Annotated in this window: 23 protein-coding genes; 3 read left to right on the top strand and 20 right to left on the bottom strand. The window is 39.9% G+C overall.

What is annotated here, in order from left to right; all coding sequences use genetic code 11:
• Window positions 1-102 precede the first annotated feature (102 nt).
• Genes ACFQ4X_RS01820 through ACFQ4X_RS01805 form a run of 4 tightly spaced genes read right to left on the bottom strand, consistent with a single transcriptional unit; the run spans window position 103 to window position 3754 of the window.
• Complete coding sequence (locus ACFQ4X_RS01820) at window positions 103-1386, bottom strand: TRAP transporter large permease (RefSeq protein WP_379832859.1); 1284 nt, start codon at window positions 1384-1386, stop codon at window positions 103-105.
• The gene (locus tag ACFQ4X_RS01815) at window positions 1383-1934 is read right to left on the bottom strand and encodes a TRAP transporter small permease (protein ID WP_379832858.1); all 552 of its coding nucleotides are present in this window, start codon (window positions 1932-1934) and stop codon (window positions 1383-1385) included. Before ACFQ4X_RS01815 ends, ACFQ4X_RS01820 begins: the two co-directional genes overlap by 4 nt.
• A 10-nt stretch (window positions 1935-1944) precedes the next feature.
• Window positions 1945-2964, bottom strand: a complete 1020-nt coding sequence (locus tag ACFQ4X_RS01810) for a TRAP transporter substrate-binding protein (RefSeq protein ID WP_379832857.1) — start codon at window positions 2962-2964, stop codon at window positions 1945-1947.
• Window positions 2965-3004: 40 nt separating this feature from the next.
• Window positions 3005-3754: an IclR family transcriptional regulator gene (locus ACFQ4X_RS01805; protein WP_379832856.1), complete on the bottom strand. Its 750-nt coding sequence runs from the start codon at window positions 3752-3754 to the stop codon at window positions 3005-3007.
• A 404-nt stretch (window positions 3755-4158) separates the two neighbouring features.
• On the opposite strand from ACFQ4X_RS01805, the gene ACFQ4X_RS01800 reads away from it, so the two are divergent.
• The gene (locus ACFQ4X_RS01800) at window positions 4159-5307 is read left to right on the top strand and encodes a histidine kinase N-terminal domain-containing protein (protein WP_379832855.1); all 1149 of its coding nucleotides are present in this window, start codon (window positions 4159-4161) and stop codon (window positions 5305-5307) included.
• Between the two features lie 378 nt (window positions 5308-5685).
• Here the strand turns inward: ACFQ4X_RS01800 and ACFQ4X_RS01795 are convergent, their stop codons facing one another.
• Both ACFQ4X_RS01795 and ACFQ4X_RS01790 read right to left on the bottom strand, forming a co-directional pair.
• Window positions 5686-6552 carry a dimethylarginine dimethylaminohydrolase family protein gene (locus ACFQ4X_RS01795; protein WP_379832854.1) on the bottom strand — a complete coding sequence of 289 codons (867 nt, stop codon included), beginning with the start codon at window positions 6550-6552 and terminating at the stop codon, window positions 5686-5688.
• Between the two features lie 196 nt (window positions 6553-6748).
• On the bottom strand, window positions 6749-7591 hold the full coding sequence (locus ACFQ4X_RS01790; protein ID WP_379832853.1) for a DUF4037 domain-containing protein: 843 nt from the start codon (window positions 7589-7591) through the stop codon (window positions 6749-6751).
• A 122-nt stretch (window positions 7592-7713) separates the two neighbouring features.
• On the opposite strand from ACFQ4X_RS01790, the gene ACFQ4X_RS01785 reads away from it, so the two are divergent.
• On the top strand, window positions 7714-7935 hold the full coding sequence (locus tag ACFQ4X_RS01785; protein ID WP_379832852.1) for a hypothetical protein: 222 nt from the start codon (window positions 7714-7716) through the stop codon (window positions 7933-7935).
• A 41-nt stretch (window positions 7936-7976) separates the two neighbouring features.
• On the opposite strand, the gene ACFQ4X_RS01780 is transcribed toward ACFQ4X_RS01785, so the two are convergent.
• The 11 genes from ACFQ4X_RS01780 to ACFQ4X_RS01730 all read right to left on the bottom strand — a co-directional run bounded on the left by ACFQ4X_RS01780 (window position 7977) and on the right by ACFQ4X_RS01730 (window position 20557).
• The gene (locus ACFQ4X_RS01780; protein ID WP_379836994.1) at window positions 7977-8663 is read right to left on the bottom strand and encodes a YqcI/YcgG family protein; all 687 of its coding nucleotides are present in this window, start codon (window positions 8661-8663) and stop codon (window positions 7977-7979) included.
• A 110-nt stretch (window positions 8664-8773) separates the two neighbouring features.
• Window positions 8774-9778: a phosphotransferase gene (locus ACFQ4X_RS01775; RefSeq protein WP_379832851.1), complete on the bottom strand. Its 1005-nt coding sequence runs from the start codon at window positions 9776-9778 to the stop codon at window positions 8774-8776.
• 4 nt (window positions 9779-9782) lie between these two features.
• Window positions 9783-10085 (bottom strand): DUF2087 domain-containing protein, encoded by a 303-nt coding sequence (locus tag ACFQ4X_RS01770; protein WP_379832850.1) that lies wholly within the window; start codon window positions 10083-10085, stop codon window positions 9783-9785.
• A 17-nt stretch (window positions 10086-10102) separates the two neighbouring features.
• Window positions 10103-10516, bottom strand: coding sequence for a DUF2500 domain-containing protein (locus tag ACFQ4X_RS01765; protein ID WP_379832849.1), 414 nt, complete (start codon window positions 10514-10516; stop codon window positions 10103-10105).
• 569 nt (window positions 10517-11085) lie between these two features.
• Complete coding sequence (locus ACFQ4X_RS01760; RefSeq protein ID WP_379832848.1) at window positions 11086-12876, bottom strand: IucA/IucC family protein; 1791 nt, start codon at window positions 12874-12876, stop codon at window positions 11086-11088.
• Window positions 12860-14065 (bottom strand): MFS transporter, encoded by a 1206-nt coding sequence (locus ACFQ4X_RS01755; protein ID WP_379832847.1) that lies wholly within the window; start codon window positions 14063-14065, stop codon window positions 12860-12862. Before ACFQ4X_RS01755 ends, ACFQ4X_RS01760 begins: the two co-directional genes overlap by 17 nt.
• Complete coding sequence (locus ACFQ4X_RS01750; RefSeq protein WP_379832846.1) at window positions 14041-15390, bottom strand: lysine N(6)-hydroxylase/L-ornithine N(5)-oxygenase family protein; 1350 nt, start codon at window positions 15388-15390, stop codon at window positions 14041-14043. The genes ACFQ4X_RS01755 and ACFQ4X_RS01750 overlap by 25 nt, the downstream gene beginning before the upstream one ends.
• The gene (locus tag ACFQ4X_RS01745) at window positions 15365-15949 is read right to left on the bottom strand and encodes a GNAT family N-acetyltransferase (RefSeq protein WP_379832845.1); all 585 of its coding nucleotides are present in this window, start codon (window positions 15947-15949) and stop codon (window positions 15365-15367) included. The genes ACFQ4X_RS01750 and ACFQ4X_RS01745 overlap by 26 nt, the downstream gene beginning before the upstream one ends.
• Entirely contained in the window at window positions 15933-17714 is a 1782-nt protein-coding gene (locus tag ACFQ4X_RS01740; RefSeq protein ID WP_379832844.1) for an IucA/IucC family protein, read from the bottom strand. Before ACFQ4X_RS01740 ends, ACFQ4X_RS01745 begins: the two co-directional genes overlap by 17 nt.
• Window positions 17711-19201: a pyridoxal phosphate-dependent decarboxylase family protein gene (locus ACFQ4X_RS01735; RefSeq protein WP_379832843.1), complete on the bottom strand. Its 1491-nt coding sequence runs from the start codon at window positions 19199-19201 to the stop codon at window positions 17711-17713. The genes ACFQ4X_RS01740 and ACFQ4X_RS01735 overlap by 4 nt, the downstream gene beginning before the upstream one ends.
• A 9-nt stretch (window positions 19202-19210) precedes the next feature.
• On the bottom strand, window positions 19211-20557 hold the full coding sequence (locus ACFQ4X_RS01730; protein ID WP_379832842.1) for an aspartate aminotransferase family protein: 1347 nt from the start codon (window positions 20555-20557) through the stop codon (window positions 19211-19213).
• 579 nt (window positions 20558-21136) lie between these two features.
• Between ACFQ4X_RS01730 and ACFQ4X_RS01725 the strand changes: the two genes are divergently transcribed.
• Window positions 21137-21838: a DUF421 domain-containing protein gene (locus ACFQ4X_RS01725; RefSeq protein ID WP_425589402.1), complete on the top strand. Its 702-nt coding sequence runs from the start codon at window positions 21137-21139 to the stop codon at window positions 21836-21838.
• A gap of 13 nt (window positions 21839-21851) precedes the next feature.
• On the opposite strand, the gene ACFQ4X_RS01720 is transcribed toward ACFQ4X_RS01725, so the two are convergent.
• From ACFQ4X_RS01720 to ACFQ4X_RS01710, 3 genes are all read right to left on the bottom strand, one after another.
• Window positions 21852-22661: an alpha/beta fold hydrolase gene (locus ACFQ4X_RS01720; RefSeq protein ID WP_379832840.1), complete on the bottom strand. Its 810-nt coding sequence runs from the start codon at window positions 22659-22661 to the stop codon at window positions 21852-21854.
• A gap of 111 nt (window positions 22662-22772) precedes the next feature.
• On the bottom strand, window positions 22773-23435 hold the full coding sequence (locus ACFQ4X_RS01715; protein WP_379832839.1) for a type 1 glutamine amidotransferase domain-containing protein: 663 nt from the start codon (window positions 23433-23435) through the stop codon (window positions 22773-22775).
• Between the two features lie 396 nt (window positions 23436-23831).
• Complete coding sequence (locus ACFQ4X_RS01710; protein ID WP_379832838.1) at window positions 23832-24677, bottom strand: aldo/keto reductase; 846 nt, start codon at window positions 24675-24677, stop codon at window positions 23832-23834.
• Between the last annotated feature and the right edge of the window lie 17 nt (window positions 24678-24694).

Here is a 24694-nt window from a genome sequence, read left to right as displayed (position 1 = left end):
CCTTGCAAGAAGTATATTCAGGTGGCTGGCACGCACCTTGCACTCCAATCAACTTGTCAATGATGAAAAAAGAGCCCTCACTCAGAATGGCTCTTTTTTGTTTTAAAGACCGATCATTCTTGGAATCCAAAGAACCGCATCTTCTAAATATGTGATTAAGAACAAAATGGCTATCGCTACTACTAAAAAAGGTCCAGATGCTTTTACAAGCCTTTCAAAACGTACTTCAGCAATAGACGAAACGATAAACAATCCTGTTCCAACTGGCGGTGTTAACAAGCCAATGGTTAAGTTGATACAGATGATTACACCAAAATGGATCGGATCAATTTCAAACGAAGTGACAAGCGGCATAAATACCGGAACTAAAATAATTAAAGCCGCAATTCCATCAAGCAGCATTCCGACAATTAACAACATAATGTTTACGAGTAATAAAAATACAAAAGGATTCTCTGAAATAGATAGCATGCTGTCTGCAAATAGTTGAGGGATTTGCTCAAATGCAATCAGCCAGCCAAAGATATTAGCCATTGCGATTAAGAACGTAACCGTTGCTGTGCTTACTACTGTATTGATCATAATTTGAGGAATAGACTTCCACCTTAATTCCCTATAAAAAAACACCCCTATAAAAAAGGCAATCACACAAGCTACAGCTGCTGATTCTGTTGCTGTAAATGCACCGCTAAGTATTCCAAAAATAATAACAAATGGAACCAAAAGCGCCGGCAATACTTTCACTGTGCTTTTCCACATTTCTTTTCCTGTTGCTCTCTTACTCTTAGGAAAATTATGCTTATAACCCATATAAGCGATTAAGCTGATAAAGCCTGCTCCGTATATCAAACCCGGTACTATTCCGGCCATAAATAGACCGCCTATTGATGTTCCTGAAAGGGTTCCGTATATGATAAAAATCATACTAGGCGGAATGATCGGTGCAATGATGGATGAAGCAAGCGTTAAAGAAGATGAAAACTCTTTTGAATACCCTTCCCTCTCCATTTCAGGAACCATGATTTTACTCATCATTGCTGCTTGTGCGTTCGCAGAGCCTAATATAGAAGCTAAAAACATATTAGCAACCACCGTTACATAAGCCAGACCGCCGCGCACATGACCAACGAAAACTTTTGCGAATTTCACAAGGCGAGTCGTGATTCCTCCGCTGTTCATGAGCTCACCTGCAAGCATAAACAAAGGAATAGCTAGCAAACCAAAATTATCAAGACCAGAATAAAGTCTCATTGGTGTTGAGTCTAACAAGGCGGTATTTCCATTGAGGAAAAAATAAACGACCGTAATCATTCCTAAAACTAAAGAGATTGGAATTCCCATTAATAAAAACAGAATAAAAATACCAATGATGAGAGCAGTTGTCATAGCTCCGCCCCTTTTGTTTTAATAACTTGAACTAATTGAGCCAGTACATGTATGCACGCAAACGTTAAGCCAATCGGAACGGCACTATACGGAATCCACATCGGTAATAAAATAGCCGTAGATTTCTGAAAAGCAACTCCATCCGATAAAATCCATGTGTACGTATACGACAAAATTAAAACAAGAAAGATAATGATAAACACTTGACTGAACACTGCTATCCACATTTTCATCCTTTTCGGACAATAATCGAGTAATAACGTAACAGCAGCCTGAGACTTGTTTTTAAGCCCCAGACTTCCGCCAATAAAACTGATCCAAATCAAAAGAAACACAGCAACTTCCCCCGACCAAGATAAGGGTGCATTCAAAAAATATCGAAATGCCACTGAAATGGCGACGATTATTGCTAAAGCAAACATGAGGATAGCAGCTAGAAATTTTTCAATACGAGATATTCCGTTGCTGAAGCTTTGAATCATGCCGATTCTCTCACCAATCGGAGGTTTTATATTCTGATTAATATTCCTGTCGTAGTTAATCTTCATATCACTTAACCTACTTTCTTACAGAGTCAATAAATTCTTGAATAAGCGGGTCAGTAGGTCCGTATTTTTTATCAAATTCTTCTATATAAGGCTTGAATAATTCTGTATCGATCTCATAGATTTTCATTCCATTGTCAGCTAATTCTTTCTTAAACTCTTCTTCTTGACTAGAACGAGTCTCTACAGCATAGTCAGCTGCTGCTTTCAACGATTCACGCACGATCTTTTGATCTTCTTCTGACATGCCCTCAAATGTCCCTTTGTTCATCATAGCAACCGCAGGCCAAACCATGTGATTCGTTACCGCTCCATATTTAGCAACTTCATAATATTTGTTTGTGATCGCTGCATCCAAATCCATATCCATACCATCAATTACACCTGTCTGAACCGCAGAGTAAACCTCAGGAAGCGGAAGACCTTCGGTGGATGCACCAGCAGATTTGTAGAAATCCTGCATAGGCGGGCTCGGTGTAACACGAAGTTTCAAGCCTTTCATATCTTCAGGCTTCTTTACATGCTTGTCCTTAAATAGCATTACACGCTGTCCTGCAAACAAATAATCCAAACCTGTGATTCCCTGTTCATCAAGTGTTGCGAGAATCTTTTTTGCTGGTTCTGATTCTCTTGCTTTATGTGCTGCTTCTAGATCTTCAAATGCGTATGGAGCGAACCATGCCGCAAATGAAGGAGAACGTGAACTTGTATAAGCTGCTGTAATAAAACCAAAATCAACGGAACCTGATTCAATCTGCTGCATCATGTCTGCTTCACTGCCGAGCTGGGATGATGGATAAATTTCTAGCTCAATTCTTCCATCAGAACGCTTAGAAAGCTCCTCTTTGAATTTTTCAGCAGCTTTATGCCACATGTGTGAAGGCGGTGTAATATGAGCCAGCTTGAATTTATATGTTTTCCCATCAGCTGATGCATCTCCAGAACTTGGTGAATCTTTTGCTCCACTGCTGCATGATGTCAGAAGGATTAATGCTAAAAAAAGAGCAAGAGCTACCTTTAACCTTTTCTTCATATTTAACTCCTCCAATACAAATTTAAAAATGTAAGCGCTGTCATAAAACGCTGATAAAACCTAGTTCTTTTGAAATGGATTCTGCTGTCTTCACGACATGATGAATCATGGAAGGGGTGTCCTGTCCAAGCATATATGACACGGGTCCTACCATATTAAGAGCTGCTATCGTCTGTCCTGTGTACGACTTTATGGGCGCGGCTATACCATACAGCCCCATTTCGTTTTCATTATTACTAATGGCATATCCGTTTGCTCTTATTGCGGCAAGCTCATCTTTTAGTTTTTCAACGCATGTAATGGTGTTAGGTGCACGTCGAAGCAGTCCTCTTGATATAGTGGGTTTAATCATTGAGGTATTGTAAGCAAGCAAGACTTTTCCAGTACTTGTACAATAAGCAGGCTTCGTATCACCAATAAAAGTCGGGACTTGTACTGAATTCGATGATGCAACACGCAGAACAAATCGCACTTCTCCACTATCCAGCATTCCGATATGTACAGTTGTATTGAACCTTCTGACAAGACCTTCACACAGCGGAAGAGCTTCAGTGTTTATGTCTTGCTGATACATGACATGGTTGCTCCATTCTAGAAGCTTCCATCCTAATCTATATTTTTTCTGACTGTCTTGAATTAGTATGCCTTCTGAGCAAAGTGTCCTGACAAGGTGGTGGACAGTACTTGCGTTCATATTTAATTTTTCAGCTATTTGCAAGTTTCCTAGTGCTGGTTCATCCTTGGTGAAGCAATTTAATATCCTTGAAATTTTTTGAACAGATGAGATCACAAATTCTCCCCCTCAAACGGATACGTTATTTAGAATGTCAGCTTAAAGACAACCACCCCTTTCAATATGCGTTCATCGTATTGAAAAAGATAGCTTTATACAATCGTCTAATTTCACAATGTGAAATCTCTTAAAATATTTTTAGAATTATTAGAAAATTTAGCGGACTTTTGAAGGATAGCTTTTGTTAGTAAAGAAGAAGTATAGGTATTGAAGTTCATTTATAGATTTCGTTATAAACTATCAAATTACCTACCTTATTTTTTCCCTTTTCTATGAAAAAATTGTAAACTGTATATAGCATTTTATTCATATTTCAATTACTATATGTAGTAGCGATACTTTTACATAGCAAATAAATTCTCTTCATATTTCATCATTTCATGTTGAAAGAGGTGCGGGCGTTGGACATTACGGAGAGTCTGATTACATATATGGATGAAAATTTGCCTAATTATTTAAACGATTGGCATAAGAAAGTCGTGATCTCTAACCATGATATACATAAGGATAAGGTCATCGAAAATGCTTTGCACATGGTTGAGCTCGTTAAGCTTTCCTTACGCGACCAGCTTTCACCTGAAAAAATTAAGCAGCTCGCACGTGAAGTTGCCATTCAAAGATTAGAAGCAAAAATTAATATTGGCGAATTTGTATATAATGTAAATTTAGGCCGAAGTGAAATTGTCAGGTTCGTCACGGGTTCAGGTATTTCTATTGAACAGCTTCAGCCGGTCATTGAAACGATTAATTCTCTTTTTGATGAGTTTTTATACCACGCAGTTAAAAAGTACACCCAATTAAAAGACGCAGAAATTCAAGAGAAGACACACTTTATCGACCAAAGCCACAAAGAGCGCCTGACCATTCTCGGACAGATGTCATCGAGCTTTGTTCACGAGTTCCGAAATCCGCTAACTGCGGTTATGGGGTTTGTAAAACTCATGCAGCAAGAAAACCCGCGAATGAAGTATATCGACATCATCAGCCATGAGCTAACTCAACTTAATTTCCGTATCTCTCAATTTCTTCATGCTTCTAGAAAAGGGGTTCAGGAAAGAGATGCAGAGGAATTTGCGCTCGAGGATTTATTTTCAGACATACTGGACTTTATGTATCCAAGTCTGGTAGATGCTGATGTGAATGTGGTCCCTCGGATTGACCCGACCATTACGTTGTGGGCACACAAAGATGAGTTGAAACAGGTTCTGCTTAACCTGATCATGAATTCCATAGATGCTCTGCGGCAAAAGAAACACGATCGCCGTATTATGATTTACAGTAAAACCGAGTCAGATTCGAACGTACATATTACGATTTCAAACAACGGTCCTGCTATTCCTCCTGAAACGATTAAAACGATTTTCGAACCGTTTTTCACAACAAAGGAGTTAGGTACCGGAATAGGTCTTTTTGTGTGCAAAAAGATCATAGAAAAGCATAAAGGAACAATCAGTTGTACTTCTGATGAAAACATTACTACATTCACCATTGTCTTGCCGCTGCATGCAAAGGTTGATGAAAAGCAGCAGGCTGAAATAAAAATGACGTAAAGAGCTGAAGCGTTCAGCTCTTTTTTTATTCGCAGCTTGTTAGCGCTCGTAAACTTCAAGAACCGCTCGTAAATCTCGAGAACCGCTCGTAAATCTCGAGAACCGCTCGTAAATCTCGAGAACCGCTCGTAAATCCCGGGAACCGCTCATAAATCTCAAGAATCGCTCGTAATTTCCAAGAATCGCTCATAAATCTCAAGAACCGCTCGTAAATCCCGAGAACCGCTCGTAAATCCCGAGAACCGCTCATAAATCTCAAGAATCGCTCGTAATTTCCAAGAATCACTCATAAATCTCAAGAACCGCTCGGAAATCTAAAGAATCTCTCATAAGGCATAAAAAGCCTCTTCCTATTTGGAAGAGACACTTTTACATCCTTTAATGTACCGATTCCCTGTATAAGGGCATCGAACAGCAGCGAAATGAACCCCCTGATTTAATGATTTCCGAAATATCTACTTCTAGTACTTCATATCCTCGCTCCTGCAAAGCACGATTTACATTTTTGTTGCACGGAAGGCTTAATACTTTTTTGTTTCCGATCGATAAGACGTTTGTTCCCATCGTAAATTGCTCGTCTTTATTTACTTCGATTAATTCAAAATGAGATGCAAGAAGTTTTAAGTCTTTTTCTTCAAACGCGTGCGGATAAACAAGGGCTTCTTTATCAGATAAGATGTTAAACACACAATCTAAATGTAAATAGATGGGGTCAAATGGAACAGCGATAACTTCCATATGCGGAAGCTGAGACTGCAATTCTTGTATGGTTTCTTCTGTAGTCCTTCCGCTTACGCCAATATAAACTTTATGGCCATGAACAATTACATCTCCACCTTCAATTCGGTCTCCTTCTATTAAAGAGAGATTCACTTGATGCTCAAGAAGCCAGTTTCGGAGAATCTTTTCTTCACCATCACGAATGTTACTTCCCATTCTCGAAACAAATACTGTTTCACCAATTGTAAATCCGATATCCCGGGTAAAAACCTGTTCCGGGAATTTTTCCATTGGAGGAAGCTTATAAACATCTACCCCATGATTGGTCATCATTTTCACAAAATCCTGGTGCTGTTTCATCGCACGTTTCATATTAATATTGTCTTTCGCAAAATGACGCTGGGTTTCATTAATAATTTCATCAATCTTCATATATCTAGGTTCACATACAATTACTTTTTTTAATGTTCCATATTCACTGTCACAATTCACGAGCTTATATTCTCCTTTAATTACGGTAGCCATTCATAATCCTCCATTTAAGGTATATATAAGGCTCTTCCCTAAATCATCTGTACCGTAAACGTTTTTTACACCTTCAACTATTCTATTTTCATTTTTTCCAAAAATGGCTAAAAGTTATCTATTTTCACAAAAAAACCACCCGAGCAGACGAATCCACCCGGATGGCTATCACTATTTTGTATTTATTTCACATTATTTATACGTCATTTACTGGTCGGACAAAAGCCATTTTTTCTTTGTATGATTCCAAAAATTCGAGATGAGGATTATGCTTTTCTACAAGAAGGAAAACCTCGTGGATTAAAAGCTCCAACTCTTGCACACTGTTATGTACATCTCCTATAAAAATAGCAGAAAATCTTTCATCCATATTTTCTGGCTTAATGTTAAAAATCTCGCTATATTTGTGCATCCATTTAAATGATGGATGATGAATATACAATTTGTTCAATCCAAATAGCACACCCATTAGCTTTTTCTGGACCGATCCCATCAGATCATACAGCATCAGCCAGTCTTTTCGGTCTAATAATGCTTTGCGATTGTTCCATCTGTACCAAAGGACCAAGTTCTCTTCGATCATCTTTTCAGCAAGTTCATCTGGATAAATTTGAACTTTATTTTTTAATTTATTGATCACTTGATCTCCATATAAACTTTGTCCGTAATAGATAGAAGAAACCATACATTGTTTTCCGTAATCCATATCAAACTCATTCACCACATCGTTAATCAAAGTTTCAGCAGTACTTGTTAAAAAGCTGCTGATTTCCAGCTTCACATTCTCAGGTGTTAAATAGCTTTCTGCCCATTCTTCTTCCTCAAATGCGTGAAAATCAATCACTGAACCACTGATAGCTTGAATGGGATGCATTCGGTCTTCATCTGTTGGCGGTTCAGACCAGAAGATATTCAGCTCGATGTCTGAATATTTATCTTCCCATCCTCTTGAAACGGAACCTGCGAGTAAAACAGCCTCTATTTTAGGATTTTTCTGATAAATTGATGCCATTTTAATAGCCATTTCTTTTAATCTCATAAAAGTAATCTCCCAATTATTAGATAACATTCTATTTCTATTTTAAGAAAAAAAATTATTAAATGATAGGAATTCATTTGTTCCCTATAGAATTCGTTTTTAGAAAGTTTAAGGAGGCTTTTATGATTTCAAAGAAAACCTTATATTATTATGTGCTTCTAATGATTCTTTCTGTCCCCTTGATTATGGCAGCTAAACTTGGCTATCATATTTGGATTAAAGGCTATAATATTGAACAATTCGATTTTAACAAAGCCTATTTTACATCTACTATTATTAGTATCGTTATTTTCATCAGCAATATCAGGTTTTACAAAGATACAAAGAAGAAATTTTCCATATAAAAAGGACTCCAGCAAAAGAGTCCTTTTTTTATATTTCATTTTTATTTATGATGAAACGGACATTTTCCTGTAATCGGTTCTACGTCATCCCCGATGAAGTACTGCTTCCATTCACGATGCTCAGGGTCACCGTAATGGCTGATATTCGGATGCGTCGGCAAGTTATCCCACTTCTCGACACGTTCACGTACTTTTTCTCGTGACATGCTTCCGCCTGGGGATGTTCCTTCTAAGCCTTCGAAAATTCGTCTTGGCTGGAATCCTAAAACTAAGCTGTTTCCGAGATCCCTCGTTTTACGCTGTTTATATGCTGGTGCATTGCCAAACACAAAGTAGGGTTCATTATCCACTGAAAAAGCAAACAAGTGATGATCGGGATCTTTTGGAATATGTTCTGGCCATGGCTGATCATCTGTTTCGTGAAGGTATTTAAGGATGTTCCAGAAATATTCACGATAATGGGGAATGTCTTTTTCTTCTTTTTCAGGCTCGACGAAAACAAACAAACCATGACGAATCAGTTTAGGTGCGTCAAATAGTTTATTGAATTCTTTAATGGCTTCAGGCAGATTTGACCAGTCATCATGAGTCACATAAGCATAGCGAAGCTCACCTTTTTTCTCGGCGGCCATACCAAAGTAACAAGGAAACGTTTTGTCAGTTACTGTTTCATGAAAGGTCTTATACTCTTCAATGACCCAAGCTGGAACTCTATCTGGATTTGTCATATCTTCTTTAGTAAGCAAAGTTAATTGTTTCGTTTCCACTTAACCACTCCTCTGATCTGATAATGAGGAATTTCCCTTAAGCTGAATGATTAAAACGTGATTTGCCTTGCTTATTTTTTCCAAGCTAAAATTTCTTCTAGATTGCCTAAATGTTGTGCCAGCCAGTTCATTTCGTGTGCAAACCTTTTAGGAGGTTCACCTTCATGCTCGATAACTGAGATCCACCACGTACTCTCCATGTACCAAACTAATTTTAGCGAATTAATTAACCTCTCAAGCGATAATTCATTTGTATGGCAATATCCTTCAATAAATGCATGTACCGCTTCTCTATTTAAAGTATCATTATGTAAGCAGGCTGAGATAATAATTCTGCCAATGTCTAATTCAAGGTAGTCATAATTCATCCGGTCAAAATCCAAGATAGCTGTTACGGAGTCCATTGAAAACAATATATTATCCACCCACAAATCCCGATGACACCATCCTGGAGTTAAATTTTCAAAGTCCTCTTTACCTATTTTACTGGTTGCTTCTTTTTGAATATGTATTAGGGATCTTAATTCTGTTAAATTTTTTTCATCGCACTCCAATAAAACAGAATTCCAATAATCAACACGATCTTGGATTGCCGGCATATTAAACATTGTTTCTTTTTTGGGAGGAAGAATTCCATCATTCAATAGTTTGTGAAGCTTTCCTGCAGTTGAGCCTAATGATTTCATCTGTTGTGGGTTAGCTTTTCCAGCCTTTATTAAATTTCCTTCCATAAAACGCATAATCGTATAAAGCTCACCATCCGCAGACTCATGTAAAAGTTCCCCTCCAAGCTCCAGCAGTTCTGGACAGAGAACTCCATGATGAAGACAGCGATTTTGTGTCTGAAGTGCGGTTCGAATGGTATCAAGGTCATATTTTTTAATGCGTTCCCTGTTGTATTGCTTTAAAAGAAAGGTCCCTTTATTCGTTTCTATTTTCCACTTTTGATTTAGCCAGCCGCGTTTAATGGGCATATTTTTATAAATATGCAAATCAAAACGGCATTCTGCATCGTTTTTTAGATGTTCCCATAAAGATTGTTCTGCAGCTCGTTTTTCTAAACTAACGACACCCATCGGTTTACTTCAGCTCCTGCCACTTCACCCACAATGATTCTTCTCTTTTTTTATAAAAGCCTGCGTCTCGATCCATATAACCATTTACAATAAACTCTCTTCGAATTGTACAAAAATCCTCATGGTATTGTTTGATGAATTGATTGATCTGAAGTTCACTGTAAGTTTCGCCCTCTAATTTGCGTACCAAGTACTCTAGTATCACTAACTTTTTCTTCTTCTGTGAAGGTATGTTTTTCAGTTTCCCTTCTTTATTTAAGAAAGCATTTAATACACCTGATTGATAATTCTCTAGTTCTGTCGTCATTTTATTCACAACTCCATCTATATAGATTCTGTTTGTCTATTTCGTTCGAACCCCAGATAACGCGTACCCTGAAAAGTAAGATTACCTTTGTCACCTTCAACCAGCTGTCCATAATCTTGCGGTTTCACCTGCAATTCCATACGGTCTCCGCTTTCCACTTCGAATGTCACAAAATAACTCGTATGCGCTGACGTATCGTTCGCGCCTCCGCTTACATTGCTTCGCTTTGTTTTCACATCAGCAGGAACCGTTAGCTGCGGTTGATTGTTATTGTGGCTCCATTGACTGATACCTTTAAAAATCACGAATATAAACGTCCCTATAACAAGTACAAAGATTACCCCCATGAACATCGGTCCAAAATCAAAAATCCAATCCCCTGAACCTAAACCAGGTTCTTGAAACTCTTGAAAGTCTTCAAAGTCATCCATTATATAGCCCCCCATCACACCTCTTTTACATATTATTACATACGAAAATAAAAAGACAGAAGTTTCAGTTTTATTTTACCGTACGTGTTCTTTAATATGTTACACGTTCACGCAAAAGGAAAGCAGTTACACGCAGAATTCCCCCGGTTTTCACGCAGGTTGACCTTCGTTTCACACGGAGTAAGGAGATTGTAACGCAGGCGGGAAAGATTCCAGTTCAATTTTCGCGGATAATTACGATTGTTTTCTGGCGAAAACACAGGAAAACAGCTCTCAAAAACGGTGATTCTAAAATACTTGAATTCATATACGTGAAAGTGGCTGTTTTAACCTGAGAAAAGGTTGGACAGGGCTATTTTTTATCGGGTAACAGTGATTCCAAAAGTTTGGAAGTTGAATCCAAAAGAATTGGTCTTTAATCCACGAAAAATGGATCTCAATCCAAAAATTTTCAGGGTTTATCCACGAGTCGATACTCGCCGACATTTTTCGTCATCGCCGCCCTTCACCTTCCAACTAAAAAAGACTGCATTCTAAAAAAATGCAGTCCTTTCTTACCTTTTAAACAGTTACTTTGCTTGCGCGGATTCCATGAAGGCATTCTTTACTTTGCCAAATTCAGATGCATGCGGGCGGTCATCTCCATCACCATACCCGTAATCCACCATCCGGTTTCGGTTCAGACATAGTTTTGTCAGCTCTGGCTTAAAGAAATCAAATAGTTTGAAACGTTCTTCTAAGTGAGAGAACCTCTCTTGATACGCTTCAATACTGTCAGCTAGATGTGACCAGAAAGCAGTTTCTTCAATTATTTCATTGCGTACAAGCACATTTGACATGTAGCGGAGATGGCAGATAAAGAGTCCTGTGAAGATAAATTGCGTTAAACCTTCTGGCGGCTCACTGCGCAGAACCTTTCGCAATTCTTCTGTCACTCCCTCTAATTCAGGGAAAGGCTGATCAGAAATGTTCACATCATCCACATAATCTTTTACCGCAAGTCTTTCTGGCTGATAATCTTTTAAAATTAAGATCGTATTCTGCCCATGAGGCGAGAAAACCGTTCCATACTGATACAAGAAGTGCAGCAGCGGCGGCATAACAACGCCAAAGAACTTTTTCACCCATTCGTCCGCACTCATGCCAGACTTTTCGATTAAGCTTTGGACATATGGCTTTCCATTCCCATCAACATGATGAAGAGCAGCTAGTGTAATCGGCTGTTCCCCCGGCTTCAAGTATGTGTAGATGCTTTCACGCCAGATTGTTCCGAGCATTTCTAGATACTGATAAGGAGCACCTTTTAATTCGCTGTAATGCGCGTGATTAACATTAATGCTCGCCACTTCGCCAGGCAGCACTACTTCACACTCATCTTTTAAAAAGCTGTCTCGTTCAAAGATACCTTTAATGTGCTCTGTAACTTGAGGAGCGATCACTGTTCGCTCTGAAGGCAGGCCGCGATACACGAGCGTATTTAAAATACTCATAGGAAGTTTCACATGTGCCTTCAACGGATTCGTTCTGTTCACAAACGTACGAATCGACTGCTGAGGCAAATAGTGATCTGTTCCTTCTTCTAAAGGAACGATCATGCCGTTTGCCAAATCTTCTGGGAAGTTTTGAATCAGAACATTTTTCCACTGCCATTCGTGAACAGGCATGAAATAGTAATCCATCGGCAGTTTTCCATTCTCACGTAAAATTTCATTAAAGCGCTGAACAAGAACACCATCTAGCTCTCTTATGATCAGTTTTTCATAATGTAATGCGCTCACTGATTGAAATTGTGCACGATCACGATGAACGGCGATCCAGAACAGTTTTGTTTCCTGCTGATTTTCAGGTGCATATTTGCTATAGTCATCAAAGCCGAAACCGATGCGCCCTTTGTTGTACGTAATCCATGGGTGTCCTGACATCTCGCCTTCTAACTCCGCATAATCAAGATCCACCAATTCATCAGATGTTTTTTTATGATTGTTTAATAGATTGGCATCAGCGATCAGTGTATGATTCAATTCTTTAATAAGGTGACCGGCGGTTTCGGCAGACATTCCAATCATCGGCTGAATATCCATTAAGAAACGGATCGCACTCCTTGCCGGAATCCACTCACCTTCTTCTAACACTTCAATCGATGCCGCATCTACATCATAGCTGTCAAAAAAACGGCTTTCAGCAGTAAAACGGTATTTACGCTCTTCATTAACGGTGAAAACAAACCCGTCTTCATTTTGTTCAGGAAGAATCATGTCTTCATACATATACTCAGCCAGCATCTTAGCCAGCAAATTTTTGTTTACGGTTTCCCACGTATCTTTTTTAAGAATCGATTCTGTTTCATTTATATAAAGCATGCTTTTCCTCCTTATGTAACTGAAGTTTCCCTCTGTTTCTTTCTCTCGTGAACGTTCCCCATAAGAAAACAATTAAGTGGAGAACGACAAACAAACTTGCATAGATAAACACGTCTGATATCGTACGGGTGTTAACGATTGATGATGCCGCAACAGGTGCGAGCAGGAGTCCTACGTTTTGAATCGCAGAGACCTTGCTGTAATCTCCATGCGAGTTCTGACTCCATTGAAAAATAAACACATCTAATTTTGCGAGACACCAGGCCGCTCCTATTCCAAACATACAGCGGAACAGGATCAAACATACGATGCCCGTATCAATTCCCTGAAAAAACAATCCTGTAATAATCATAACGGTTGCTGCTATATAGCCGTTCCAGCCAAGTCTCTCACTGTATTTACGAATAAGCGGCAAAGATACGATCGCCATAAGACTAGGTATCAAGTACAATACACTGCTCGTCATTGTATCAGTGTTATACACATTTTCGGTGTACGTTGTAAAAAACGGACGAATCATATTTACAGCTAAATGTAAGGTCAGTACGACAATTCCGAACATCAAAAATTGCGGCAGCTGACTGCGCTGACTCTTGTCTTGTAACGATGCATCTATCACTTCACTTGTGTTCACATTTTTTAACATGAAATAACTGACGAGACCCAATAAACATTCCATGGTTCCAACCATCCAAAAGATCAACAGCGGATCTTTCATCTGTATGACCCATCCTGACAATAAGGTCGCCGTTACGATCGCACCTTGCAGAACAGCATGATAGCTTGCAGCAGCACCTGTCGATGCTTTTCGGTTCTCTTGCATCAGTATCGTGTACAGCAAAAAGTAGCTGCTCTTAAATATGAGCAAAAGAACACTCGCTGCGACGAACATCTCAAACGTCTGTGAAACCGCCATCCAGAAGCAGGAAAGTCCTGTTCCCCATTGACCGATGATCAGCAGAGTAGAACTGTTTTGCCATTTGTTAGCGATCAGTCCCCAAATCGGGGTGAAGACCACAACAACTAGCCTGCACGTCATAATGTAAAATCCCGTTAAGTCCGGGTCTGTTATACCAAATACCTTCCTGAAAAATTGCGGATAGAACGGTGATAACAATACTTCTGTACATACGAACAGAAAGACACAGCTTAATAGAAATAGGTTTAGCGTACGGTTGCGGGCTTCCATGCCGGTTCCGTTCCAAAGTTTTGAAACACGTTCCTATGAGTTACAGGATAGATTTCCTGCTCAAAAAGTTTATTGATGATAACTGCGTTTCTGTGTGCACCGAGACCAAGATCTGGAGCACCGACACCGTGAGTGTGAAGCTCACCATTCTGAATAAAGATATGGTTATTCTCAAGGTCTTTCGTCTGCAATCGGTAATCTTGAGTGATCTGGTAGCGGTTCTTGTGATCCCACTGGATTCTTTCTTGCATATCCATCAAGAAGTGCGGGAATGATGGTGCATAGCCTGTTCCTAAAATGACAACATCAGATTCGAGCTCAAAGACTTCCCCCGTAACATTTTGGCGAAGTGAGAGCAGATGTGTATCTGCATCTTTCTCTAAATGAACAAGTTCAGTCATCGCCTGTAAGTGAATTTCAGGTTTTTGTTGCCCAACTGATTTTTCATAAAGCAGATCATAGATATCCGCAATCGTATCCATGCTGATTCCTTTGTATAAAAGGTCTTGCTTTTGCAAAAGCTCGTCCTTCTTGGATGAAGGAAGCTGATAAAAGAAATTCGTATAATCCGGTGAAAAATATTCAAGCCCAAGCTTTGAATACTCCATCGGGAAAAATCCTTTTGAGCGCGTGAACCAATTCAACGAATACGCATCGTTATCCTGAAGCTGAGCAAGATCATAGAACACCTCAGCAGCGCTCTGTCCTGATCCGACCACTGTAATCGATCTAGCATTCAATATCTCTTCTTTGCGTTCTAAATATTGTGAAGAATGGATGATTTTTGCACCAAGTTTCTTCTCAAGATGTGAAGGTATAGAAGGAATAGTCCCGATTCCAACAGCGAGATGCTTCGTGTAATACGTTTCTGTTTCCCCTGTATCTTCAGACCTTACGATGACTTCATAAAGTGGAAACTCTGCAAATTCAACAGGCAGAATCTGTTCCACTGCCATTCCAAATCGGCAAGAGTTAAGCTGACTTGCTGCCCAGCGGCAATAATGATTGTATTCCTTCCTTGGGATATGGAAGTTTTCTAGAAAATAAAAGTGATACAATCTGTTATGTTCCTGAAGATAGTTCAAGAAAGTGTACTTGCTTTTTACATTTACCATACTTACCAAATCTGCGAAGAAAGGAACTTGCAAAGTTGTACCGTCGATCAGCATCCCTTTATGCCAATTGAACTCTGTTTTTTTCTCAAAAAACAGTGCTTCTTTTCCCCCGGTTTCATCGAGCATTGCCGCGAGCCCAAGATTAAATGGACCGATGCCAACACCCATGATGTCATACACTTTTTCAAGTTGTGGCTGTTTCAAAGACATCTTCCCATCTCCTCTTAAACGTTTCTCTATGGCAATACATAAGCATTCCGGTCTTATCCGGCAAATTGATCGGCTTCACTTTTTTAAAGCCGCATTTTTCAAAAACATGAATCATCTTTTCATTTCGTATGTCAGGCTCTGCGATTACTTTCTCAGTTCCATGTGACAGGAACTGAAAATGTACAATGGTCCGCAATAGTGGCAGCGCGCAGCCTTTCCCAAGATAAGCTTCTTCTCCGATTAAAAGGTGAATTCCCTGATCTTCTGGGTGAGGATCATAGCAATCTTCGACGACATCCCCTTTTACCCAATATGCTTCCCAGTAGCTCATTGGAACGCCGTCGATCAAGCCCAAATACAAGGTCTGATGCTTGTCTGCCAAAAATTCCTCTAAATGCTTTTCGTATTTTTCAAAGGAAATATCCAGCTTCCAAAACGGAATAACATAAAGCTGCTGCTGCCACTTATGCAAAAGTGAAACATCCCTCTCCAAATCTACTTTTACAAATGATAGCGTTTTTCCAATCGTTGAGTCGTAGAAACTAAATTCTGGCTGCATCTAAAGTCAACACCTTTTGCAATGGGTTTGGAATGTTCGTATAGACAGACTGAGTTTCAAGTGAACCAACAAGCTCGTCCATGTCATGAAAACGTGTAAGCAGGTTAGCTTTGCATGGCAGATGTTCTGAATCTAGCAAACTTCTTAATAATCCGGATTTGCCGCCAGTCAGATTATCATGATGCAGCAGCCTGTTTCTTAACATTTTCATAAGCTCTGATTCTTCTATTAAGCCTGCTGAACCGAATCCGTTGATCAGTCCGAACAAATGATTCATGAAAAAGTAATAGCGGAACCGTCCTATGGCGACTTCGTCGCTGCAGATCGTAACACTCTTCCGATTCAAGTCTGGCACTTGTTTCACCAATAAATCCGCCTTCGATTCACTATAATAGTAGCCTTGGTTGTCACGATAATAGAATCTGGATGGATAACCGTTTTCGAGCTGAACAATTGAGTTCTGCTGATGAGCTTCAAGTGCTACACCATATGTTTCATACAGCCATAACATAGGATCCATGCAAATCGTTAAGTATTCCGAGAACCAGTCTTTGCTAACTTCTTCAGTTGATCTGTTTTCTTTTTTGGCAAGATCCTGAATGATGGCAGCAATTCGCGAAAGCCCGCCAAATCCATGATCCTGGCAAAGCCCCGCAAGCAAACTAGCATTTTGATCGTTCTCATAGAATGGATTTTCCCTGATTACTACTTCAAAGCCCGACGTTTCTTTTTCCAAAGGTATGTTTAAGAAGGCTGGATCTTCAATGATTTTAAAAGAAGGAAATACTTCTACAAGTTCTTGTCCGATCTGGGACTGCATCAGTCTCGTCACTTCTACTCCTCGATGTAGTTCTTTTTCTAAGTTGACGCGAAGAGAGTTCGTAATCTTCACCGGAACAGAGAACTTGAACATGTATTTAAAATTCCGGCTATACACAGAACGCATAGATGAAGTAGCTGAAAAAGATTCCCCATATGGTCCGATGTAGCTCAGCTTGCCCACTTCTATGTATCTTTGTACGTGCTGATCGTTTAATAAAACGGGTACTTGTAAAGGATGCACGGGTATAAAGACAGACTGGTCATCCTGCTCAATTGTGTTGATAAACTTTTCATCTTGTTTAAGAAGCTCCAGCGTAATCTCTTCTGCTGTCAAATCATGAGCCGAATCTTGAGCAACAATAGAACGGTCTGCTTTAAAGAAATGCAGCTGGAACGTACCTTTTAATTCTGGTGAATAAAGTGCTTCTTGCTCCACATTCATGCCTTGCTTACTCTTTGGTGTCGGATGAAGCAGATGGCCGAATAAAAGAGACTGTTCTGCTTCAATAAACGTAAACTCACTTTTCTCTAACTGATCTGCGTCATCCTCACGTTCTTTTAAATAACGGTGAATGTTTCGGCAACTAAGTATTGTGCGAAGCATCAGCTCATCTTCTGCATCTTCCCGTTCTTGATCAATTAATAATTCTTTAGATAGCAGCGAAACCAATGTGACGTAATCAAGCGGAATCATTTTTTCACTCGTTTTATAATAAATCGGGAAGTGGAATAAATGACGCCCTGTTAATGAATAATGCTTAACTGCTGCAAATATGGATGTATCTTGATTTGTTAATGAGATCTTCAGCCATTTTTCCGGTGTGTCACCGCGCCATTCCACTCCAGCTGGATGATCTTCCGTGAAATTTTGTGTTTCTCTAAGGTAACAGTTTAAAAAACTTTGCATGCTCGCATTTTCTGCTCGTAATTTATGATTTGTCATTGGGTGATCCCCCTGTTTTCGTACTCTGCTGCAAATTGAATAATGCTATGAAGAATATCTTCAATATCCACGATAGTCGTTCGAGGATTCAGCAACGTAAATTTCAAAAATACTTGGTCCTTCACTTTTGTTTTTGCAACCAATGCCGTACCTGTATGAAGAAGTTTTTTATAGATAAAAGTGTTGATATCATTTTGAGTTTCAGGATTGTCATTTTTATAGCGGAATACAACGGCATTAATCTCTGGGTTCTGATTGCACACTTCGAAATTACTTTTTTGACTCATGACTTTAACCGTTTGTTCCGCAAGGTGAAGCGTGTAATCGATCATGCTTGCAAAATTCTTATCACCGACGATTCGAAGTGACATAAAAAGTTTTAATGCGTCAAACCGTCTTGTTGTCTGAACCGATTTGCTTACCAGATGAACGAGACCGTCTTCCTCATCGTTTTCAGGATTTAAATAATCAGCATGATGCGCAACATAACGGAAGTTTTCTTTATTTTTAACGAAGAATGCACCACAGCTGATCGGCTGATAAAACTGCTTATGAAAATCAATGGTGATTGAATCGGCTTGTTCAATACCAGCGAGTTTGTTCGAATGCTTTTTACTCAGCATCAATGCCCCGCCATACGCAGCATCAACGTGCAGCCAAAGGTTCTTCTTAGCCAGTTGTGCAATATCCTGAATCGGATCGATGCTCCCGAAATCAGTCGTTCCCGCTGTTGCAACAACACACATTGGATATAATCCTTCAGATTTTAACCGTTGAATTTCTTCATTTAGGACATTGGCATTCATCTTTTTATTGTGATCGGTTTCGATGGTTACAACTGCCTGTTCCCCAAGCCCTAGCTGAAAAGCTGACTTTTTCACCGTAAAATGAGCATCTTCAGAACAAAGAATGCGCATCTTATTTGCTTCAGGCGGCAGACCTTTCACCTTCACGTTCCAGTTCCACTCTTTATCGCAGAAATGGTCACGTGCTAACAGCAATCCCATATAGTTGGATTGTGTGCCTCCACTCGTAAATGTGCCGTCAGCTGTATGGGGTAGCTTCAGTTTTTCGCTTACCCAATGAATCAGCTTTTCTTCCAGATAAGTTGCTGCTGAACTTTGGTCCCAAGAGTCCATTGACTGATTAAGCGCACCGATAATCAGTTCCGCTGCAATTGCTGGAACAAGTGGAGGGCAATGAAGGTGCCCTATACTTGTCGGGTGTGAAACGTGAATGCTGTTCTTAACAATCATTTCTTGTATGTCTTCAAGAACTGCAAAAGGATCTTCTCCATCATTTGATGTGATTGATAAAGCATTTATTTCTTTTTCAATGTCATGTGGATGCTTGCCGTTAAAGGCATCTGTATTGTTTTTATAAAATTGGCTCAGCAAGTGCTGTGTTTTAAATACGATATGCTGAAAGTTCCGCAGTCCTGCTTCACTGTTATTTAGGAAAAAACGGTCAAAATCAGTTGTGTTCATTCTGCACCCCTACTTGAGCGCGGCTCTTACCGCATCTTTAAATATCGCAATCACATCATCAAGCTGTTCTTCAGTAATGATAAGAGGCGGAAGGAATCTGATGACACTTCCATGTCTGCCTCCGACTTCCAAAATCAAGCCTCTATTAAAGCATTCTCTTTGAATGCGGCTCGCGAGTTCAGGATTTGCAGCAAATGTCCCTTTTTGCCCAGACGGGATTTTGGGATTCACAATTTCTGCTCCAACCATCAATCCACGTCCGCGGACATCACCGATCTCAGGAATTTCATTTTGAAGAATAGATAGTTCAAGCATGAGCTTTTCTCCGAGCTCTTTCGCATGCTGTGACAAGTTATTTTCTTTGATATACTTTAGTGTTGCTGTTCCTGCGGCCATCGCCATCTGGTTGCCCCGGAACGTACCGATATGTGCACCTGGTGCCCATTTATCAAGTTCTCTGTCATAGATCACAACCGATAACGGCAAGCTTCCTCCTATTGCTTTTGATAAAACTACAACATCAGGAATGATGCCTGCATGCTGGAATGCAAACAGTTCACCTGTTCGGCCGATTCCAGTTTGCACCTCGTCGATAATAAGCGGAATGTTGCGCTCTTTCGTGATTCTTCGTATTTCACGAAGCCACTCAACTGGTGCAGGAATGGATCCACCTTCACCTTGTACGACTTCCAAGATCATAGCTGCTGGAGGTAAGATTCCGCTTTCTGGATCATATAAAAGGTTTTCGATATATTTGGCACTGATTTTATGAGTGTCATCTCCACCCATCCCAAATGGACAGCGATATGCATATGGGTATGGCATGAAGTGAACATCTGGCATTAGCCCTTGAACATTCTGTTTCGGCCCTAAGTTACCTGATAAAGCCATCGTTCCGTGTGTTGCCCCGTGATAGCCGCCCTGGAAAGATAGAACGCTTCTTCTTCCAGTTGCAGTTTTTACAAGTTTGATCGCAGCTTCAATTGCATCTCCACCAGTAGGTCCGCAAAATTGAATCTTTGCACGTTTCGCAAACTCTTCTGGTAAACTATCAAATACTTCACTTACGAATTCTTCTTTTACTGGCGTCGTTAAATCCAGTGTATGTAATGGGCGCTTGTCATGAAGCACTTTTTCAATCGCATCGATCACAACCGGATGATTATGACCAAGTGCCAGCGTCCCTGCCCCTGCCAGACAATCTATGAATTTTCTTCCGTCTGCATCTTTTACATAGATTCCTTCAGCTTCTTCTATAGCAATAGGTATGCGTCTAGGATAGGATCTCGCGTTTGATTCCCGTTTTTCCTGCTGCTTCAGATAAAGTTCGTTCATTTCTATTTGTAAGGTGCTCATTTTTGCTCCTCCTTGAGATATTGATTTAATTTACGTTACTGAAAATGATTCTCATTATTAATTACATGTATAACCTTAAATGATAATGATTATCATCGTCAATGATATATTTTCCCTAAGTTCTTTCCATAAATTTTTAAGGCTGGCAATGGAGTATGGGTCTAAAGTCCTTCTGATTGACTTGCAGAGGGGAGCTTGAATACTGTGGACGAGCATAAAATCTCTTGAGCGAGCATAAATCCCCGCGAACGCGCATAAATCTCCGTGAACGCGCATAAATCCCCGCGAACGCGCATAAATCCCCGCGAACGCGCATAAATCTCCGCGAACGCGCATAAATCTTCCTGCGCTATATTCCTCAAATAAAAAAGCCGCCTCTAGGGCGACTTCTCACGTTATTTTTTATCAAAAAATCAAACGAGCACTTCCTCTTTCTTCAATTCAGACTGGATAAGTTTCAAAAATTGAATGGAGCTCCACTGAGCGAGTCTTAAAATAATTTTTATCCTACTTTTCGGGTTAAAAAGACATTTTTTACGACCATACTAAATGCATCAAGTTTATCGGGGTGCTAATATGCTGGATTTTTATCAAGCTCAAGAGAATTTATTGGCGATCGAATGGATTCTAAGGGCAATCGTTGCCTTTTTCTTTATGCTGTTTGCTGTAAAATTGATGGGACAGCGATCTTTTTCACAGCTTCGTTTATTAGATTTCATTATGGCTCTCATCTTTGGAAACATCATTGCCCATCCCCTTTCTGACCAGCACCTTGGTCTTAAAGGTTCCCTTATCACAATGACCGTTCTGGTTATTCTTTATGTGACTACAACCATGACTGGCCTTCATTGGCACTCGCTAAGAAAATTAATAGACCCGGCCCCTATTCCGCTAGTAAAGAATGGACAAATATTATATAAGAACTTAAAAAAAGCTCGAATTTCAATAGACGTTTTATTTTCTGAACTGCGCAAACATAGGGTAATAGATGTTCAAGAAGTCGCACTCGCTTTGTTTGAATCAAATGGTACCATTACTTCATTTTTACAGCCGCAATACCAAACCGTTATTCAAAAGGATATAAACTTGCCTCCAAAGCCTTTCGATTATCCTCAGGTTGTCATTAAAGAAGGAAAAATCAATCAACAAGAGCTTTTGGAAACAGGAAAAAATGAAGCTTGGCTTTTAAATCAAATCCAAAAACAAAATACAAAGCTTCCTGATATTTTACTTGCTACCTTGGATCACCATGAACATCTTCATGTGATGTATTACAAATGATTAAATATTATTTTTACACAACAAACTGAGAAAGCTCTCTGTTCACTTTCTCCCACTCTTCCCAAAAAAGTCCGTGCCCGCTGTTCTCAAACGGAACCAGTTTCGAGTTCCGTATTCCTTTATTCATCGCCAAAGCAAAAGGATATGGACAAACCTGATCATGAACACCATGCAGAATCAGAGTCGGGACTTGAATTTTACCTAGGTCACCAAAAAGCGATTCATCACGTAAAGAGCCTAAGACCGCTGCAGTCGAATATCCTGCAGCTTCTAAACCTAACTGAAAGAACCAGTCGGAAAAAGGAGCCGTTACATATTTAAAGAAAAAAATATCTCCAAACCCCTGAAGCATTTTTGGCCGGTCTTTATACGTATCAGAGATAAAAGTATTCACTTCTTCTCTCGTATGACCATATGGAAAATCGGGACGCTTCGTAAAACTAGGAGCTGCAGCACCAAGCAAAGCAAGCTTTGAAACACCAAAGCCGCCTTGTCTTGCCATATACCTGATCGAAATCGCCCCTCCAACAGAGTGCCCAATAAGTGTGAAATCCTTTAATTTCAATGTCTGAACAACAGCATAAATATCATCTGCTAATCGATCATATGAATAGCCAGAGTACGGTTTATCAGACTTGCCGAATCCTCTAAGGTCAATGCCTATGCATCTAAAACCCATCGATGGCAGCTGATTAAACTGATACTCAAACAGCTTGTGATTTGCAGGCCATCCATGAATAAAAAGGATCGTTTTCTCTGCGCCAGGGTTGACATCTTCCACATAAATTCTGACGTTCTCCTCAACTCTAATATAGAAACCCACAAGATTTCCCCCTAATCAAAAATGTCTTTATTAAAATACTCACATTTTTTTCATAGGTGAATATCTAAAGAAAAACGACCAGCAAGAGCCGGCCGTTTCGTAAATTGTATGTTATTGTTTATCAAGAACTTCGATCATGCGAAGCGCTACACTTCTGCTGGACTGCGGGTTTTGCCCGGTAACAAGATTTCCGTCTGTCACGGCAAAATCTTCCCATTTTCCAGCTCGCTGAAATTCTGCACCAAGTTCGCGAAGTTTTGCTTCGAGCAAGAATGGCACTTCTTTCGTAAGCTGCATTTCTTCTTCCTCTTCATCGGTAAAGGCTGTAACGGTCTTTCCTTTTACTATAGAAGATCCATCTTTCAGTGTCGCTGTTGTAAGTCCAGCAGGTCCGTGACAAACACTGCCGATTACCTTATTGGTCTGCGCCATCTGGCTTACCACTTCCTTTAGAGCTTCACTTTTCGGAAAGTCAAAGACTGTCCCATGTCCGCCTGGCAAGAAGATTGCGTCATAGCTTACTGCATCATCTGCACTAAGTTCAGCTGTATCTTCCAAGAGTGATAATGCCTCCTTATATTGATCTTGTTCGACTCCATCTAAGCTGTTCGGATCTAAAGGAATACTGCCGCCTTTAATACTTTTTACTGTAATGTCATATCCTTTATCGCGAAATTCGTTATAAGGTACTGCAAACTCTTCAAGCCAAAGGCCTGTTTTATTATTTCCGATATTTTGGTGATTTGTTACGACAATCAATATGCGTTTTGACATGTTAGCACTTCCTTTCTGTCATCTACGTATATCATTTTTCCCGTTATTCTTTTTTTAAAACTACGGGCATCGCCTGATCTGATCTTTTTTCTTTTTAATAGGCTATTTTCGCAAACTTTGTTGCTCTTGAAAGGGTTGATTTCCGCTCCAGGATACTCGCTTTCCACGGGGTGTGCGGTGAGCCTCCTAGCGCTTTGCGCTGTCAGGAGCATCACCTGTCCTACTCATCCCATAGGAGTCTCGCACCTTGCACTACAATCAACTTTTCAATGAAGAGAATCGAACAAAAATTCCTATTAAGCAACAATCTTTTAGGGTAGAACCTTTAAATAAGATTTTGGCACCTTTATTAAATAAAAAAACAGTCCTCTCATCTGAGAAAGACTGCTTTTACATCTATTCAAACTGCTTATAAAATTCAGGATCGTCAGGATCAGCACCGTTCCGCTTGTCCTGATTCAGGGCAGAAATCCGCGTCATATCTTCATTCGTCAGCTCAAAATCATAAATATCAATATTTTCTTCAATACGGTGTTGAGTTACCGATTTTGGAATCGTTACAACTCCATTTTGAAGATCCCATCTTAAAATAATCTGCGCAACGGTTTTATTGTGCTTATCAGCAAGTTCCACCAAAGTTGGTTCCTCAAAAATTTCACCTTTTAGCAAGGGACGCCAAGCTTCAAGCTGTATTCCCTGCTGTTTGCAGTATGTTAAAAGATCTTCCTGTGTCAGACGAGGATGATATTCAACCTGATTCACCATCGGCTTAATCTCTGCATCTGCGATCAGATCTTCAAGATGATGCTGCTTGAAGTTACTTACACCAATTGCCTTTGCACGGCCCTCGTTATAAATCTTCTCAATAGCTTTCCATGTTTCCTTATACTTGCCAGGAACAGGCCAGTGTATGAGGTAAAGGTCCACATATTCCAGTCCGAGCCTTTCTAAGCTCGCATCAAAAGCCGCTAGTGTTTCGTCATAACCTTGATCTGTGTTCCAGACCTTTGTCGTGATAAAAAGGTCTTCTCTCGGTACATCTGACTCAGCGATAGCTTGCCCGACTCCTGCTTCATTGTTATAAAGACTGGCTGTGTCGATGCTTCTATACCCTGCATCAAGTGCCCATTTAATGGACTGGATGACTTCATCACCATCTTCTGCTTTATAAACACCTAAACCAACCCAAGGCATCTGAACACCGTTATGCAGAACCGCTCGATCATGAATACTCGTTACCATATATCTGAATCCCTCCT

Source organism: Fictibacillus halophilus, assembly GCF_042680145.1.
In the GTDB taxonomy this organism is placed as follows: Bacteria; Bacillota; Bacilli; order Bacillales; family Fictibacillaceae; genus Fictibacillus; species Fictibacillus halophilus_A.
This window is presented reverse-complemented; position numbering and strand designations above follow the sequence as displayed.

What these genes read in the sequence shown, in the direction of transcription:
- ACFQ4X_RS01820 (WP_379832859.1), bottom strand. Translation starts at nt 1,386, where the DNA reads ATGACAACTGCTCTCATCATTGGTATTTTTATTCTGTTTTTATTAATG.
- ACFQ4X_RS01815 (WP_379832858.1), bottom strand. Translation starts at nt 1,934, where the DNA reads ATGAAGATTAACTACGACAGGAATATTAATCAGAATATAAAACCTCCG.
- ACFQ4X_RS01810 (WP_379832857.1), bottom strand. Translation starts at nt 2,964, where the DNA reads ATGAAGAAAAGGTTAAAGGTAGCTCTTGCTCTTTTTTTAGCATTAATC.
- ACFQ4X_RS01795 (WP_379832854.1), bottom strand. Translation starts at nt 6,552, where the DNA reads ATGGCTACCGTAATTAAAGGAGAATATAAGCTCGTGAATTGTGACAGT.
- ACFQ4X_RS01790 (WP_379832853.1), bottom strand. Translation starts at nt 7,591, where the DNA reads ATGAGATTAAAAGAAATGGCTATTAAAATGGCATCAATTTATCAGAAA.
- ACFQ4X_RS01785 (WP_379832852.1), top strand. Translation starts at nt 7,714, where the DNA reads ATGATTTCAAAGAAAACCTTATATTATTATGTGCTTCTAATGATTCTT.
- ACFQ4X_RS01780 (WP_379836994.1), bottom strand. Translation starts at nt 8,663, where the DNA reads ATGACAAATCCAGATAGAGTTCCAGCTTGGGTCATTGAAGAGTATAAG.
- ACFQ4X_RS01775 (WP_379832851.1), bottom strand. Translation starts at nt 9,778, where the DNA reads ATGGGTGTCGTTAGTTTAGAAAAACGAGCTGCAGAACAATCTTTATGG.
- ACFQ4X_RS01770 (WP_379832850.1), bottom strand. Translation starts at nt 10,085, where the DNA reads ATGACGACAGAACTAGAGAATTATCAATCAGGTGTATTAAATGCTTTC.
- ACFQ4X_RS01765 (WP_379832849.1), bottom strand. Translation starts at nt 10,516, where the DNA reads ATGGATGACTTTGAAGACTTTCAAGAGTTTCAAGAACCTGGTTTAGGT.
- ACFQ4X_RS01760 (WP_379832848.1), bottom strand. Translation starts at nt 12,876, where the DNA reads ATGCTTTATATAAATGAAACAGAATCGATTCTTAAAAAAGATACGTGG.
- ACFQ4X_RS01755 (WP_379832847.1), bottom strand. Translation starts at nt 14,065, where the DNA reads ATGGAAGCCCGCAACCGTACGCTAAACCTATTTCTATTAAGCTGTGTC.
- ACFQ4X_RS01750 (WP_379832846.1), bottom strand. Translation starts at nt 15,390, where the DNA reads ATGTCTTTGAAACAGCCACAACTTGAAAAAGTGTATGACATCATGGGT.
- ACFQ4X_RS01745 (WP_379832845.1), bottom strand. Translation starts at nt 15,949, where the DNA reads ATGCAGCCAGAATTTAGTTTCTACGACTCAACGATTGGAAAAACGCTA.
- ACFQ4X_RS01740 (WP_379832844.1), bottom strand. Translation starts at nt 17,714, where the DNA reads ATGACAAATCATAAATTACGAGCAGAAAATGCGAGCATGCAAAGTTTT.
- ACFQ4X_RS01735 (WP_379832843.1), bottom strand. Translation starts at nt 19,201, where the DNA reads ATGAACACAACTGATTTTGACCGTTTTTTCCTAAATAACAGTGAAGCA.
- ACFQ4X_RS01730 (WP_379832842.1), bottom strand. Translation starts at nt 20,557, where the DNA reads ATGAGCACCTTACAAATAGAAATGAACGAACTTTATCTGAAGCAGCAG.
- ACFQ4X_RS01715 (WP_379832839.1), bottom strand. Translation starts at nt 23,435, where the DNA reads ATGTCAAAACGCATATTGATTGTCGTAACAAATCACCAAAATATCGGA.
- ACFQ4X_RS01710 (WP_379832838.1), bottom strand. Translation starts at nt 24,677, where the DNA reads ATGGTAACGAGTATTCATGATCGAGCGGTTCTGCATAACGGTGTTCAG.